This window comes from Romboutsia sp. 13368, assembly GCF_018336475.1.
Classification (GTDB): Bacteria; Bacillota; Clostridia; order Peptostreptococcales; family Peptostreptococcaceae; genus Romboutsia.
Window position 1 is genome coordinate 462,728 of record NZ_CP048741.1, and the last position, 15,010, is coordinate 477,737.

Annotated in this window: 15 protein-coding genes and 1 other annotated feature; of the genes, 13 read left to right on the forward strand and 2 right to left on the reverse strand. The window is 28.1% G+C overall.

Annotated features, from left to right (window positions below):
* Positions 1-159: 159 nt before the first annotated feature.
* The 9 genes from G3997_RS01930 (at position 160) to G3997_RS01970 (ending at position 8,659) form a co-directional block, all read left to right on the forward strand.
* A complete protein-coding gene (locus tag G3997_RS01930; protein ID WP_296647234.1) occupies positions 160-2,004 on the forward strand; it encodes a TIGR03960 family B12-binding radical SAM protein in 1,845 nt (614 codons plus the stop codon).
* Positions 2,004-2,702 (forward strand): TIGR03936 family radical SAM-associated protein, encoded by a 699-nt coding sequence (locus G3997_RS01935; RefSeq protein WP_296649263.1) that lies wholly within the window; start codon positions 2,004-2,006, stop codon positions 2,700-2,702. Before G3997_RS01930 ends, G3997_RS01935 begins: the two co-directional genes overlap by 1 nt.
* A gap of 73 nt (positions 2,703-2,775) precedes the next feature.
* Positions 2,776-4,179, forward strand: coding sequence for an Rne/Rng family ribonuclease (locus G3997_RS01940; RefSeq protein WP_296647239.1), 1,404 nt, complete (start codon positions 2,776-2,778; stop codon positions 4,177-4,179).
* A gap of 118 nt (positions 4,180-4,297) precedes the next feature.
* Positions 4,298-4,609, forward strand: a complete 312-nt coding sequence (rplU, locus tag G3997_RS01945) for a 50S ribosomal protein L21 (RefSeq protein WP_296647242.1) — start codon at positions 4,298-4,300, stop codon at positions 4,607-4,609.
* A gap of 14 nt (positions 4,610-4,623) precedes the next feature.
* Positions 4,624-4,941 carry a ribosomal-processing cysteine protease Prp gene (locus tag G3997_RS01950; protein WP_296647244.1) on the forward strand — a complete coding sequence of 106 codons (318 nt, stop codon included), beginning with the start codon at positions 4,624-4,626 and terminating at the stop codon, positions 4,939-4,941.
* Between the two features lie 13 nt (positions 4,942-4,954).
* Positions 4,955-5,245 (forward strand): 50S ribosomal protein L27, encoded by a 291-nt coding sequence (gene rpmA, locus G3997_RS01955; protein WP_071121257.1) that lies wholly within the window; start codon positions 4,955-4,957, stop codon positions 5,243-5,245.
* Between the two features lie 116 nt (positions 5,246-5,361).
* Positions 5,362-6,639 (forward strand): GTPase ObgE, encoded by a 1,278-nt coding sequence (gene obgE, locus G3997_RS01960; protein WP_296647248.1) that lies wholly within the window; start codon positions 5,362-5,364, stop codon positions 6,637-6,639.
* Positions 6,640-6,657: 18 nt separating this feature from the next.
* Positions 6,658-7,026, forward strand: a complete 369-nt coding sequence (locus G3997_RS01965) for a YhbY family RNA-binding protein (RefSeq protein ID WP_296647250.1) — start codon at positions 6,658-6,660, stop codon at positions 7,024-7,026.
* Between the two features lie 298 nt (positions 7,027-7,324).
* Positions 7,325-8,659, forward strand: a complete 1,335-nt coding sequence (locus tag G3997_RS01970) for a CoA-disulfide reductase (RefSeq protein WP_296647253.1) — start codon at positions 7,325-7,327, stop codon at positions 8,657-8,659.
* Positions 8,660-8,737: 78 nt separating this feature from the next.
* Here the strand turns inward: G3997_RS01970 and G3997_RS01975 are convergent, their stop codons facing one another.
* Positions 8,738-9,655 (reverse strand): ribonuclease Z, encoded by a 918-nt coding sequence (locus G3997_RS01975; protein ID WP_296647256.1) that lies wholly within the window; start codon positions 9,653-9,655, stop codon positions 8,738-8,740.
* 118 nt (positions 9,656-9,773) lie between these two features.
* Positions 9,774-10,412 (reverse strand): recombination regulator RecX, encoded by a 639-nt coding sequence (recX, locus tag G3997_RS01980; protein WP_296647259.1) that lies wholly within the window; start codon positions 10,410-10,412, stop codon positions 9,774-9,776.
* A gap of 118 nt (positions 10,413-10,530) precedes the next feature.
* Here recX and nadD point away from each other — a divergent pair, with 118 nt between their 5' ends.
* From nadD to leuS, 4 genes are all read left to right on the forward strand, one after another.
* A complete protein-coding gene (gene nadD, locus G3997_RS01985; RefSeq protein ID WP_296647262.1) occupies positions 10,531-11,220 on the forward strand; it encodes a nicotinate-nucleotide adenylyltransferase in 690 nt (229 codons plus the stop codon).
* On the forward strand, positions 11,220-11,792 hold the full coding sequence (gene yqeK, locus G3997_RS01990; protein ID WP_296647264.1) for a bis(5'-nucleosyl)-tetraphosphatase (symmetrical) YqeK: 573 nt from the start codon (positions 11,220-11,222) through the stop codon (positions 11,790-11,792). The genes nadD and yqeK overlap by 1 nt, the downstream gene beginning before the upstream one ends.
* Positions 11,793-11,911: 119 nt before the next feature.
* Positions 11,912-12,262, forward strand: a complete 351-nt coding sequence (gene rsfS / locus G3997_RS01995) for a ribosome silencing factor (protein ID WP_296647266.1) — start codon at positions 11,912-11,914, stop codon at positions 12,260-12,262.
* Positions 12,263-12,290: 28 nt separating this feature from the next.
* Positions 12,291-12,483: a binding site (T-box leader), on the forward strand.
* A gap of 59 nt (positions 12,484-12,542) precedes the next feature.
* Positions 12,543-14,963: a leucine--tRNA ligase gene (leuS, locus tag G3997_RS02000; RefSeq protein WP_296647269.1), complete on the forward strand. Its 2,421-nt coding sequence runs from the start codon at positions 12,543-12,545 to the stop codon at positions 14,961-14,963.
* The last annotated feature ends 47 nt before the right edge of the window (positions 14,964-15,010 follow it).

Below are 15,010 nucleotides of genomic sequence, written 5' to 3' on the forward strand. Positions count from 1 at the left end.
AAATTATAATAAATATTTAAAAGTATATTTTAGTTTATATAAACCTAATTTGGAAAAACTATATGATAATAAATAATAAAGTTTTGATACATAATATCATATCGTGTATAATAGTACTTATATTTTAAAATAAAAAGCTTATCGGAGGTTTTAAGATACATGAATAAGGTAGACTTAAAGAGAATATTAAAGAAGGTTGAAAAGCCTGCTAGGTATCTTGGAAATGAAATAAATTCAATACATAAGGATACGACAAATGAAAATTTAATAAGATATGCTCAATGTTTCCCAGACCTATACGAAGTAGGTATGAGTCACTTAGGTAGTCATATACTATACGATGTAATAAACAGAGATGAAGATATATTCTGTGAGAGGGTATATGCACCTGCTGTTGATATGGAACAAATGATGAGAGAAAGAAATATACCATTATTTGCTTTAGAGTCTAGGCAATCTATAACAAACTTTGACTTTATAGCATTTACTCTTCAATATGAACTTTCATATACAAATATATTAAATATGCTAGATTTAGCAAATGTACCTGTACTTAGAACGGAAAGAAAATTAGACGATCCATTTATAATAGTTGGTGGTCCATGTGCATATAATGTAGAGCCTATAGCTGACTTTGTCGATATAGCTGTTTTAGGTGAAGGTGAAGAAGTAAACTTAGAAATATTAAATGCTTATAAAGAATGGAAGAAAAATAAAACTACTAGAGAAGACTTCTTATATCAAATATCTTCAATAGAAGGTGTTTATATACCAAGCTTCTATGATGTTATGTACAACGAAGATAACACAGTTAAAGAAGTTGTACCAAATAGAGAAAATATACCAGCTAAACCTCGTAAAAGAATAATAAAGGATGTTGAAAATGTACCATATCCAGAAAAATTAATAGTTCCATTTATAGAAACTGTTCATAACAGAGTTGTACTTGAACTATTTAGAGGATGTACAAGAGGTTGTAGATTCTGTCAAGCAGGTATGATATATAGACCTATAAGAGAAAAAAGTGTAGATAGATTAAAAGAAATAGTAGAAAAATTAATAAAGAGTACTGGTTATGATGAAATATCTTTATCATCATTAAGTACAAGTGATTACTCTAATTTATCAGAGTTAACTGATTACTTAGTTGATGAGTATTCATCTAAAAATATAGGAATATCATTACCATCTCTTAGATTAGATAACTTCTCTATGGAGATAGCAGAAAAAATACAACAAGTTAGAAAATCAGGATTAACTTTTGCTCCAGAAGCTGGAACTCAAAGAATGAGAGATGTTATAAATAAAGGTATAAGTGAAGAAGATTTAAAAAATGCAACTAGAAAAGCATTTGAGATGGGATGGAATAGTGTAAAGCTATACTTCATGATAGGTTTACCAACAGAAACTTATGATGACTTAGATGGTATTGCAAACCTTGCATATGATGTAATAGATACTTATAGAGATGTTCATAATGGTAAGCTAAAAAGAAGTTTTGGTGTTACAGTAAGTACATCAACATTTGTACCAAAGCCATTTACACCATTCCAATGGCATGGACAAGATACAACTGAAGAGGTTGTTGAAAAACAAAGATATTTAGTTAAAAAATTAAAGAACAAAGATATAAAATATAACTACCATGACTCTAAAACTAGTTTAATGGAAGCTGTAATAGCTAGAGGTGATAGAAGAATAGGTAAAGTTATATATGATGCATTTAAGGCAGGAGCTAAATTTGACGGATGGTCAGAATACTTCAACTTAGATATTTGGATGGAAGCTATGGAAAAAAATAATCTTTCAATAGATTTCTATGCACATAGAGAAAGAAATTATGAAGAAGTATTCCCATGGGATCATATAGATGTAGGAGTTAGCAAGAAATTCTTAATAAGAGAAAATGAAAAAGCTAAGGCTGACACAGTTACTCCAGATTGTAGACATAAGTGTAATGCATGTGGTATAAATGCAAATGATATAGGAAGGGGTATGTGTTAATTATGAAAATAATAAGAACTAAATTTAATAAAGAAGGAGATATGATTTATATATCTCACTTAGATTTACAACAGTTATTACAAAGAGCTTTTAGAAGAGCTGAAATAGCTTTAGTTCATTCTCAAGGGTTTAACCCACATCCTAAGATAAGTTATGGAAATGCTTTAGCTCTTGGGACAGAAAGTCAAGGAGAATATGTTGACGTTGAAATAGAAGAAGATTTAAGTGTAGAAGAATATTTAACTAGAATGAATGAGCAATTACCAGAAGGTATAAAATTTATAAAAGCTATGGAAATAGATAAGCAAGAGCCATCTTTAGCATCTACTATAGAGTATGGTGAATACTTATTTACAATAGAAACAGAAAAAACATTAACTAAAGAATATGTAAAAGGTAAAATATTAGAATTCATGGCTCAAGATGAGATAATGATAACTAAGAAAAATAAAAAAGGAAAAATTGTAGAATCTGATATAAGACCTATGATTAAGAATTTTGACTTATTAGATGTACAAGATAATGTTTTAACTTTAGAATCAACTATAGCTACTGGTTCTAAGGCTAACTTAAATACAAATATATTTATACCTAAAATATTAGATTTATTAGAATTAGATATGGATCCATTAGATGTAGATATATTAAGAAGAGATTTATATAAATTAGAGGATGGTCAATTAGTATCTCCTATGTAAAAAAAGGTGGTTTAAACCACCTTTTTTTTTATATAATAAATATGTAGAAATTAAGTGACTTAAGGAGATATAAATGAAAAAGATAATAATTGAGTGCTTAGTGTCATCTCAAAAGACAGCTATACTAGAAGATGATAAATTAACTGAAATACTAATTGAAGATAATAAAAATACTAAAAAAGTTTCTAATATATATAGAGGATTAGTAAAAAAAGTAATCCCTGGAATACAAGCTTGTTTTGTAGATGTAGGATTTGAAAAATTAGCATATTTACAATTAAGTAAAGAAAATAATATAAAAGCTGGTCAAGAAATATTAGTTCAAGTAAATAAAGAAGAAGTAGGAACTAAAGGTGCTAAACTAAACACTGAAATAAGTTTAGCTGGTAGATATTTAGTTTATATTCCAAATAACGATAGAATAACAATATCTAATAAGATAATTGATGAAAAAGAAAGATTTAGATTAAAAAAGATTACGAAAAGTGTAAGTGAAGGTTCTAACGGATTTATAATAAGAACAGAGGCTACAGGATGTAGTAAAGAAGAATTAGAAGCTGATATAAAAGAGTTAAAAAATAAATATGAAGAGATACTTAAAGAATACAAATTAGGTATAGGTCCTAAACTTTTATATAAAGAGTTAGATTTTTCTTCTAAATATATCAAGGATAATATTAATGATGAAGTAGAAAAGATAGTTACAAATGATTTAAATAAATATAATGAATTAAAATATATATTAAAATCTATAAATAAAGAGTACATAGATAAATTAATATTAGATGAAGATAAAGATATATTTGATTTATATAGAGTTGAAGGTCAAATAGAGAAAGCTTTAAATAAAAAAGTATGGTTAAAGAGTGGAGGATATTTAATAATAGATAAAACAGAGGCTCTTACTGTAATTGATGTAAATACAGGTAAGTTTACAGGAAATTTAAATCTAGAAGAAACTGTATATAAAACTAATGTGGAAGCAGCTAAAGAGGTATGCCGTCAGCTTAAATTAAGAGACATTGGCGGAATAATTATAATAGATTTTATTGATATGCATAAAGCAAAATATAAGCAAGAGATAATAAATATTCTTAATGAGGAATTAAAAAAAGATAAAAGAAAAACTGAAGTATTAGGAATGACTAGATTGGGACTAGTAGAAGTAGCAAGAAGAAGAGAAAGAGATTCTATAGATAAATATTATTTAAAAGAATGTGATGCTTGTGAAGGTAGAGCTTTAGTAAAATCTATTAATTCTATTTTAGATAATATAGAAAAAGAAATAATAAGAATAAATACTCATACATCATATAAAGATATAACAATAGAGTTAAATAATGATACTTTAAGCATTATAAAAATGAATTTTATGGATATAATACAAAAAATAAGTCAAAAATATGAGATTAAAATACAATTAAGTGTAAATAATAAAATAAATTATGAAAAAATAAATATAATTTACAATAGCTAGTTGACAGAAAACAAAGATTATAGTAATATTAATAACTGTAATGCCGCACAGAAAAGGTTTAAAACTTCTTAAGTGAAGTACCTATATGGCGAGTTTTGAGACCGAGGAGGTGTATTTAATGTACGCTATAGTTAAAACAGGTGGAAAGCAATATAAAGTTGCTGAAGGTGATGTATTATTCGTTGAAAAGTTAGAAGCTAACGCAGGTGATGTTGTTACTTTAAACGAAGTATTAGCTTGCACTAAAGATGGTGAGTTAGTAGTTGGAGCTCCTACAGTTGAAGGTGCTTCTGTTCAAGCAAAAGTTGTTGAACAAGGTAAAGCTAAGAAAGTTATAGTTTTCAAGTACAAAGCTAAGAAAGACTACAGAAGAAAGCAAGGACATCGTCAACCATACACTAAGATAGTTATCGAAAAGATAAACGCTTAATTATTGGTTAAGTAATGATAAAAGTTAAATATTATTACAATGATGACTTTTCAATAAAAGGCTTTTGTCTAAAAGGACATGCAGATTATGCTGAAATAGGCTATGATATAGTATGTTCAGCAGTTACATCTAATGCTATTGCAGTGATTAACTCGTTAGACAAGCTGGTGAAGGTTGAATTTGATAAAGTAATAGGTAAAGAAGGTCATATAGAATGCATTGTTAAAGATGCTTATCTAGAAGATTCTAAATTACTACTAGATCATTTTCAATTAGCTATTGAAGGAATTAAAAGGGAATATCCCAAAAACATAAAAATCTTAAAAAAGTAGGGGGTGACTCCAAATGTTAAACATGAACTTACAGTTACTTGCATCTAAGAAAGGGGTAGGGTCTTCTAAAAACGGTAGAGATTCTATATCTAAGAGATTAGGTGTTAAGAGATTTGACGGACAAGTAGTAACTGCTGGTAGTATAATAGTAAGACAAAGAGGTACTAAGATACATCCAGGAACTAACGTAGGTAAAGGTGGAGATGACACTTTATTCGCATTAGTTGACGGTGCTGTTAAATTCGAAAGAAAAGATAAGAAAAGAAAGAAAGTTAGTGTATACCCAGTATCAATAGCTGAGTAATGCTAAATAAAAGGAGTGTTAATACACTCCTTTTTCTTGTAAATAGATATTTATAGAATGTTATATATCTATTTTGGAGAAAATAAATAAAAAGTTTAACCAAGTAGGTGATTAATTTGTTTATAGATAAAGCTAGAATTTTTGTTAAATCAGGAAATGGCGGAAATGGTGCGGTATCATTTAGAAGAGAAAAATATGTTCCAGCTGGTGGTCCAGATGGTGGAGACGGTGGAAACGGAGCTAGTGTTATATTTGAGGTTGATTTAGGTCTAAGAACGTTAATGGACTTTAAATATCAAAGAAAATACGTAGCAGAACATGGTGAAGATGGTAGCAAAAAAAGAAAAGCAGGAAGAAACGGAGAGGATTTAATCCTTAAAGTTCCTCCAGGAACAATAATAAGAGATGAAGCTACAGGTCTTGTTATAGCAGATTTAAAAGAAGAAGGAGATAGAGCTGTAGTTGCTAAAGGTGGTAGAGGTGGAAAAGGAAACCAACACTTTGCCAATGCAGTTAGACAAGCTCCTGCCTTCGCTAGATCAGGTAGTGATGGTGTAGAAAAATGGGTAGTATTAGAGCTTAAAATGATTGCAGATGTTGGTCTTTTAGGATTCCCTAATGTAGGTAAATCTACATTCTTATCTGTAGTAACTAAAGCTAAACCAAAGATAGCTAACTATCACTTTACAACATTAACTCCTAATTTAGGTGTTGTTCAAACGAAGTTTGGAGATAGCTTTGTACTAGCTGATATACCAGGACTTATAGAAGGAGCGGCTGAAGGAATAGGTTTAGGTCATGACTTCTTAAGACACGTTGAAAGAACTAAAGTTTTAATACATATAGTAGATATATCTGGCTTAGAAGGTAGAGATGCCTTAGAAGATTTTGATAAAATCAATGATGAATTAAAATTATACAACGAAAAATTATCAACAAGACCACAGGTAGTAGTTGCTAATAAAATGGATATATTAGAAGATGAAAGTGTATTCGAAGATTTCAAAAATGAATTAGAAAATAGAGGATACAAAGTATTTAAAATGTCTGCAGCAACGCGTCAAGGTGTAGATGATGTAATAGCATATGTATCTGAATTATTACAAGATGCTGAAGAAATTGAATTAGTTTCAGAAGAAGAAATGTTTAGACCAGAACTTGATGAAGTTCAAGATGAAGGTTTACAAGTAGAAATAGAAGATGGAGTATATGTTGTAACTGGAAAATCACTTAGAAGAATTATGTACTCTGTTAACTTTGATGATATGGAATCTATACAATATTTCCAAAAAGCTATGGAAAATGAAGGTGTATTTGATAAGCTAAGAGAAATGGGAATAGAAGATGGAGATACAGTTAAAATTTACGAAATAGAATTTGAATTCTATAACTAATATAGATGAGGTGACATAATGTTAAAAGGTAAGCAAAGAGCATATTTAAGATCAATAGCAAATACTTTAAAGCCTTCAACTCAAATAGGTAAAGATGGAGTTACTGAAAGCTTTTTAGATCAATTAGATGATATGTTAAGAAAAAGAGAGATAGTTAAAGTAACAATATTAGAAACAGCAGGTCTTGAGACTAAAGAAACTGCTAATGCTATATGTGAAGCTTTAAGAGCTGAGTTCGTTCAAGCTATAGGATCTAAGTTTACTTTATATAAAAGAAATACAGAAAATCCACAAATAGTATTCCCAGGACATGAACAAGCTAAAGCTAAAGTTAAATCAGAAAATGTTACTAAAAAAGGAAGAGTAACAAAAAGATCGGTTAGATAATAAATTAAGCATCTGTAAATTTACAGATGCTTTTTCTTTTATGATAAAAACGGATAGATTTTAAAGTTAAAAAATGTTAATATAAAAATTAGCTAANTTACTAAAAAAGGAAGAGTAACAAAAAGATCGGTTAGATAATAAATTAAGCATCTGTAAATTTACAGATGCTTTTTCTTTTATGATAAAAACGGATAGATTTTAAAGTTAAAAAATGTTAATATAAAAATTAGCTAGAAAAATAAATAAAAATTAAACAATATTTTTAATAATGTGACTTTTAGGGGGAGGAAAATAGATAATGAGAGTAATTATAGTAGGTGCAGTTGCTGCAGGAATGAGTGCGGCGGCAAAATTAAAAAGAATGAAGCCTGAATATGAGGTTGTAGTATATGAAAAAACAGATGTAGTGTCATTTGGAGCTTGTGGTCTTCCATACTTTGTTGGAGGATTCTTTGATGATGCAAATAATATGATAGCTAGAAGTCCAGAGAAATTTAGAGAGACTGGAATAGATTTAAATATATTCCATGAAGTTATTAAGGTTGATGCTGAGACTAAAAAGGTTGTAGTTAAAAACTTAGAAACTAATGTTGAATTTGAAGATTCTTATGATAAGTTAATGATAGCAACAGGAGCAAGTAGTATAATACCTCCTATAAAAAATGTTAAACTTGAAAATGTTTCAACATTAAAGACTATGGAAGATGGAATAAAAGTAAAAGAATTATTAAATAAAGAAGAAAATAAAAAGATAGCTATAATAGGAGCTGGATTTATAGGTCTTGAAGCAGTAGAGGCTGCTAAGCAATTAGGAAAAGAAGTTAGGGTATTCCAATCTCAAGGAAGAGTACTTGCACAAGTATTTGATAAAGAGATAACTGATGTATTAGAAGAAGAAATAAAAAAACATAATGTAGATTTAAGACTAGAAGAACTTGTATCTGAATTAGTTGGAGAAACTAAAGTAGAAAAAATAATAACTAATAAAGGTGAATACGAAGCAGATGTAGTTATAATTGCAACAGGAGTAAGACCAAATACTGCATTCTTAAAGGATACTGGTATAGATATGTTATCAAATGGAGCAATAATAGTTGATGAGTTTGGTAAAACATCAGTAGAAGATATATATGCAGCTGGAGATTGTGCTACTATACAAAATATAGTAACAGGTCAAGATTCATATGTACCGCTTGCAACAGGAGCCAATAAATTAGGAAGAATAGTTGGTGAAAATTTAGCAGGAGCTAATAATTCATTTCAAGGATCTTTAGGGTCAAGCTGTATAAAAGTTATGGATATGGAAGCAGCTTCAACTGGAATGACTGAATTACAGGCTCAAAAGTTAGGTATAAACTATAAATCTAAATTTATATCAGATTTTAATCAAACAAATTACTATCCAGGTAGAAATAAAATATATGTAAAACTTGTTTATGATGCTGATACTAAAGTTATATTAGGTGGACAAGTTGCTGGGTTTAAAGATTCAGTTCAAAGATGTAATGTAATAGCAGCAGCTATATTTGGTAAATTAACAACTAATCAATTAGGTATGTTAGACTTATGTTATGCACCGCCATTTGCTAGAACATGGGATGTATTAAATGTAGCAGGGAATGTATGCAAATAATTTTAAATATTATAAATGATTAATAAAAAGGATGTAAATTATTTTACATCCTTTTTAGTTTTTTAGTTAATATAAAATTTAATTTTCAAAATTTAAACTTATACTAAGCCTATCTTCTCCTATGATAGTATTTTCAAATACATCTGTTGCATTTTTCTTATATAAATTAGGTTCACCTAAAGATGGACTAAAATGAGTTAAAAGTAATTTATTGACATTACCTAGTCTAGCTAAGTTAGCAGCTTCTCTAAATGTCATATGTTTATTTTTCATAGCCTTAGATATATCTAAATCATCTCCGTACATAGCTTCACATACAAATAAATCGCTGTTTTTAATAAATTCAGGTATTGAAAGAATAGGTCTTGTATCTGTTATAAAACTTATTTTTATACCTTTTCTATTATCACCCAAAACCATTTCAGGGCAATAGTTTATATTATCAAAAACTATATTCTTACCATTTTGAAGTTTTTGCCATAATATTTTTGGTACATTATTTTCTATAGCCTTTTCTGGATTAAATTTAGGTGCTCTTTTAAAGTAAAAACTGTAACCTAAACATTCACTTGAATGATCTAGTTCTGTAGTTGATATTTCTACATCTTTCAAAATATCGTTGTTTAAAGAAAATGTACCTACGGGATTTTCTATAACAATTACTTTATATGGTAAATACTCAACTAATATTTTCATAGCATTTATCATATCTGAAATACCTTTAGGCCCAACTATAGTTAAATCTTCAGTTCTAGAGCTGTTTCCAATAGTTGATAAAAGCCCCATAAGACCATATACATGGTCTCCATGAAGATGAGTTATACAAATTAAGTCAACAGTTTTAAAGCCACAGTTTTTCATTCTCATAGAAACCTGAGTTCCTTCACCACAGTCTATAAGTATTTTTCTACCTTTATAATTTATAAATAAAGAAGATAAAAACCTATTTGGCATAGGCATATTACCTCCACATCCTAACAAAACTAAATCTATCATAAAATACTCCTTTTATTTATTTAAGGCTATCTTGTTTGTAAAGTTGTCGTGCATTATATAAACCAAGTATAAAACTTAATATACCTACAACTAATTTCATTTTTAACCTCCCTATTGTTTAATAATCATATTCATCAAAATTTAAAAGTTTATTTAAAACAGATTTTATAATATCATAACTAAATCCTTTATAAGCTAAATGTTGAGATAGTTTTTGATATATTTTTCTTTTATCATCATTTTTAATTCTTTCATATCTTTTCTTAGCTAAATGCAGAGCATTTTCAAATTCTATATTAGAATCTATATTAGATATAGCCTCAGATATTGACTCTGAATCTATTCCTTTATTGTAAAGGTTTTGCTTTATTTTATTTTTACCACATTTATTTAAATTTACATTAGTATTTACTATTTTTTGAGCTAATAATTTATCATCTATAAATTTATTATTTTTTAAAAACTGTAATACTTTTTCTATGGTAGAATCTTCAAAATCTGAAGATAATTTTTCTTTGATTTTTTTTTCTGATTGATCAGCCTTAGATAAAATATTTAATGCTTTATTTTTAGCTTTAATATACATATCATTATCAAGTAAGTCTTTTAAATTATCTTTATCGATTTCAACACCCTTTTTTAAATTAAATGTATAAACAAGCTCAGTAAATACCGACATGAAAAATTCATCATTAATATAGATATTTACTCTATCTTTATTTTTCTTTTGTGCTTCTATTTTAGTAATTACAGCCATTATGTGTCTCCTTAAATATATATAATAATATGATTATACACTAAAATTTAATATATTATATTTAATAAGTAAAAATTAATGGTACAATAATACTAGAATTAAAAAAAGGAGATAAACTATGAATATTAACAATATAGTTGATGAATCTTTTTCAATTAATAAAAAAAAACTAGAAGAGTTTGAAATGAAATGTAATAATATAAAAATCGGTATAATGGGGGGAACTTTTGATCCTATACATTATGCACATTTAGCAACAGCTGAATTCATAAGAGATAATTATAAATTAGATAAAATATTATTTATACCATCAGGAAATCCTCCACATAAAAAAGATAGTATAACTGATAAATATCATAGATATAATATGGTACTTTTATCTACAAATAATAATGATGATTTTATAGTTTCAGATATAGAAATTAAAAGAGAAAAAAAGACTTATACAATAGATACATTAAGAGAATTAAAAGAAAAATATAAAAATATTGAAATATATTTTATTACAGGTGCAGATGCTATTTGTGAAATAGAAACATGGAAAGATGTAGAAGAAAATTTTAGATTATCAAACTTTATAGCAGCTACACGACCGGGAATAAGTTTGTTAACGTCTAATGAAAAGATAGAAGAACTAAAAGTTAAATATAATGCAAATATTGAAAATGTATATGTACCATCGTTAGATATATCATCTACATATATAAGAAATCAGTTAAATAATAATAAAACAATAAGATATTTAGTACCAGATATGGTTCAAGAATATATATACAACAAAAAATTATATAATACTGGAGCAGAATAATGAATATAGATTTAATTAATAATAAGGTAAAAGAAATGTTACCGCAAAAAAGATATAAACATTCTTTGAATGTTGCAAATTGTGCAGTTAAATTAAGTGAAATATATGGATATGACTCAAAAAAATCTTATATAGCAGGTATTACGCATGATTGTGCAAAATACTTAAATAAAGAAGAGATAAAGTACTATATAGATAAATATAATATAATTTTAGATGAATTAGAAAAAGATAATTTAGCTCTATCTCATAGCTTAATAGGTTCATATATAGCTAAATATGAATTAGAAATAGATGATGAAGACATAATTAATGCAATAAAGTATCATACTACAGGTAAAGAAGATATGACTTTAATAGAGAAGATAATTTATATAGCAGATTCTATAGAAGAAGATAGAGATTTCCCAGGAGTAGATAAATTAAGAGATTTAACTTATAGTGGAAAATTAGATGAAGCTTTAATTACTTCATTTAATAATACTATAAAATTTGTAATAGATAATAATCAACTAATCCATAATAGGACAGTAAATGCAAGAAACTACCTTATAAAAAATAAAAATTTATAAAATTATAGCACTAAGAAAGAAATTTAAAATATTATATAATAAAATACAATGGTTTATTTAATTATTATTTATGGTATAATAATTAAATATGTTTATAATCAGGAAAGGAAGGAAATAATATGACAGTAGAAAATATTACAAAAGTTATATATGATGCAATAGATGATAAACTAGGTAAAGATATAGCTATATTAAATATAGGAGCTGTATCTAGCTTATGTGATTATTTTGTAATAGCAACAGCTTCTTCTCAAAGACAAGTTAAAGCTATAGCTGATAATGTAGAAGATGAATTAACTAAACTTGGTATAGAAGCTAGAGGAAAAGAAGGATATGATACTCAAGTTTGGGTATTACTTGATTATGGTGATGTTATGGTTCACATATTCAACGAAGAAAATAGAGACTTCTACAACTTAGAAAAATTATGGAAAGATGCTCCATATGTAGATGTTGACAACTTAGCTTAATAATGTTAAGATTATAATTAAAATTTTAAATTATTAAATAGACTAGAGTAGTAAAAGAATATATTTTTTCAGAGAGCTAGTGGTGCTGTGAACTAGTAAAATATATCTTTGAACTTGCTAGATAAAATCTATTTGGCCGTAGTTGGCATATAAACTATCTAAGAGAGTCTATATTATAGACTAATTAGGGTGGTACCGCGAAGACAATCCTCGTCCCTAAACATTATGTTTAGTGATTGAGGATTTTTTTATTAATAAAAATACATAGGAGGAAAGTTAAATGAACGTTTATAAACCAAATGAAGTTGAAGCTAAATGGCAAAAAACTTGGGAAGATAACAATCAGTATAAAACTGATACAGAAGACACAACAAAACCAAAATACTATGCTTTAGAAATGTTCCCTTATCCATCAGGAAAATTACATATGGGGCATGTTAGAAACTATTCTATAGGTGATGTTGTAGCTAGATTCAAAAAAATGCAAGGATACAATGTATTACATCCAATGGGATGGGACTCTTTCGGTTTACCAGCTGAAAATGCAGCTATAAAACATGGTATACATCCAGATAAATGGACTATGGAAAATATAGCTGATATGAGAAATCAATTTAAAACATTAGGATTAAGCTTTGACTGGGATAGAGAAGTAGCAACTTCTACACCAGAATACTATAAATTTACTCAAGAAATATTCTTAAAGTTCTTAGAAAATGGATTAGCATATAAGAAAAAATCTTTTGTTAACTGGTGTCCATCTTGTGAAACAGTTCTTGCTAATGAGCAAGTTGTTCAAGGAGAATGTGAAAGATGTGATTCTGTAGTTGTTAAGAAAGATTTAGAACAATGGTACTTCAAAACAACTCACTTTGCAGAAGAATTACTTCAAGATTTAGATACTTTAGATGGTTGGCCAGAAAAAGTAAAAACAATGCAAAGAAACTGGATAGGAAAAAGTACAGGAGCTGAAATATCTTTCGATATAGATGGAAGCGATAAGTCTATAACAGTATTTACAACTAGACCAGATACAGTTTATGGAGTTTCTTACATGGTACTTGCTCCAGAACATGATTTAGTTAAAGAATTAGTTAAAGGTACTGAATATGAAGCACAAGTAGAAGAATTTGTTGCTAAAATGCATACTATGACTGAAATTGAAAGAACTTCAAGTGATGTTGAAAAAGAAGGAATGTTCATAGGTAAATATGTAATAAACCCATTAACTAACAAAAGAGTTCCTTTATGGATAGCTAACTATGTATTAGTTGACTATGGAACAGGTGCGGTTATGGCAGTTCCAGCACATGATGAAAGAGATGCTGACTTTGCATCTAAGTATAACTTAGAAGTAACAACAGTAATAGATGAARATGATAAAATGATAAACTCTGAAGAATTCAATGGAATGGAATCTTCAAAGGCATTTGATGCAATAATAGAAAAAATAGAAGAAATGGGAAGAGGAAAGAAAACAGTTAACTATAGATTAAGAGACTGGTTACTTTCTAGACAAAGATATTGGGGATGCCCAATACCTGTAGTATACTGTGATACTTGTGGTATAGTTCCTGAAAAGAAAGAAAACTTACCAATATTATTACCAACAGATGTTGAGTTTACAGGAAAAGGTGAATCTCCACTTACAACTTCAAAGACATTTATGAATGCAACTTGTCCTTGTTGTGGAAAATCAGCTAGAAGAGAAGCTGATACTATGGATACTTTCGTAGATTCTTCTTGGTACTACTTAAGATATATAGATCCTAAAAATACAGAAGAACCATTTAGTAAAGAAAAAGTTAATAAGTGGATGCCAGTTGACCAATATATAGGTGGAGTAGAGCATGCTATATTACATCTTCTTTATTCAAGATTCTTTGTAAAGGCATTTAACTCTATGGGAATGTTAGACTTTAAAGAGCCTTTCAAAAACTTATTAACTCAAGGTATGGTATTAAAAGATGGTGCTAAGATGAGTAAATCTAAAGGAAATGTTGTAGCTCCATCAGAAATAATAGCAGAATACGGAGTTGACACAGCTAGATTATTCGTATTATTTGCAGCACCACCAGAAAGAGACTTAGAATGGTCAGACCAAGGTGTTGAAGGGTGTTATAGATTCTTAAACAGAGTATATAGATTAGTAGATGAATTATCTGATATAGCTAAATCTGATGTTGAAACAAAAGAATTAACTAAAGAAGATAAAGCTATGAGATACACTATACATGCAACATTAAAGAAAGTTACTGAAGATTTAAATGAAAAATTCGGTTTCAATACTGCTATATCTGCATTAATGGAATTAATAAATGAAATGTACAAGTACAAAGAATTAGATTCTAGAAACGAAGCAGTTATAAAAGAAGGTATAGAAACTATAGTAACTATACTTGCTCCATTTGCACCTCATATAGGTGAAGAATTATGGTCAATGATAGGAAAAGATGGAAGTATATTTGATATATCTTGGCCAAAATATGATGAAACAGCTTTAGTTAAAGATGAAGTTGAAATAGTTGTTCAAATAAATGGTAAAGTAAGAGGAAAATTAAGTGTTGCTGCTAATATTTCAAGAGAAGAAATGGAAAAAGTAGCAATGGAAGATGATAAGATAAAAGCACTAGTTGAAGGTAAAACTATAGTTAAAGTAGTTGCAGTACCTAAGAAATTAGTTAATATAGTTGTAAAATAATAGGATGATAAAAACTCTTTATATAATATTATATAAAGAGTTTTTTT

Coding starts and splice junctions, on each gene's coding strand:
- G3997_RS01975 (WP_296647256.1), bottom strand. CDS start 9,655: ATGATAGATTTAGTTTTGTTAGGATGTGGAGGTAATATGCCTATGCCA.
- rplU (WP_296647242.1), top strand. CDS start 4,298: ATGTACGCTATAGTTAAAACAGGTGGAAAGCAATATAAAGTTGCTGAA.
- rsfS (WP_296647266.1), top strand. CDS start 11,912: ATGACAGTAGAAAATATTACAAAAGTTATATATGATGCAATAGATGAT.
- yqeK (WP_296647264.1), top strand. CDS start 11,220: ATGAATATAGATTTAATTAATAATAAGGTAAAAGAAATGTTACCGCAA.
- G3997_RS01965 (WP_296647250.1), top strand. CDS start 6,658: ATGTTAAAAGGTAAGCAAAGAGCATATTTAAGATCAATAGCAAATACT.
- G3997_RS01940 (WP_296647239.1), top strand. CDS start 2,776: ATGAAAAAGATAATAATTGAGTGCTTAGTGTCATCTCAAAAGACAGCT.
- nadD (WP_296647262.1), top strand. CDS start 10,531: ATGAATATTAACAATATAGTTGATGAATCTTTTTCAATTAATAAAAAA.
- recX (WP_296647259.1), bottom strand. CDS start 10,412: ATGGCTGTAATTACTAAAATAGAAGCACAAAAGAAAAATAAAGATAGA.
- rpmA (WP_071121257.1), top strand. CDS start 4,955: ATGTTAAACATGAACTTACAGTTACTTGCATCTAAGAAAGGGGTAGGG.
- G3997_RS01930 (WP_296647234.1), top strand. CDS start 160: ATGAATAAGGTAGACTTAAAGAGAATATTAAAGAAGGTTGAAAAGCCT.
- G3997_RS01970 (WP_296647253.1), top strand. CDS start 7,325: ATGAGAGTAATTATAGTAGGTGCAGTTGCTGCAGGAATGAGTGCGGCG.
- G3997_RS01950 (WP_296647244.1), top strand. CDS start 4,624: ATGATAAAAGTTAAATATTATTACAATGATGACTTTTCAATAAAAGGC.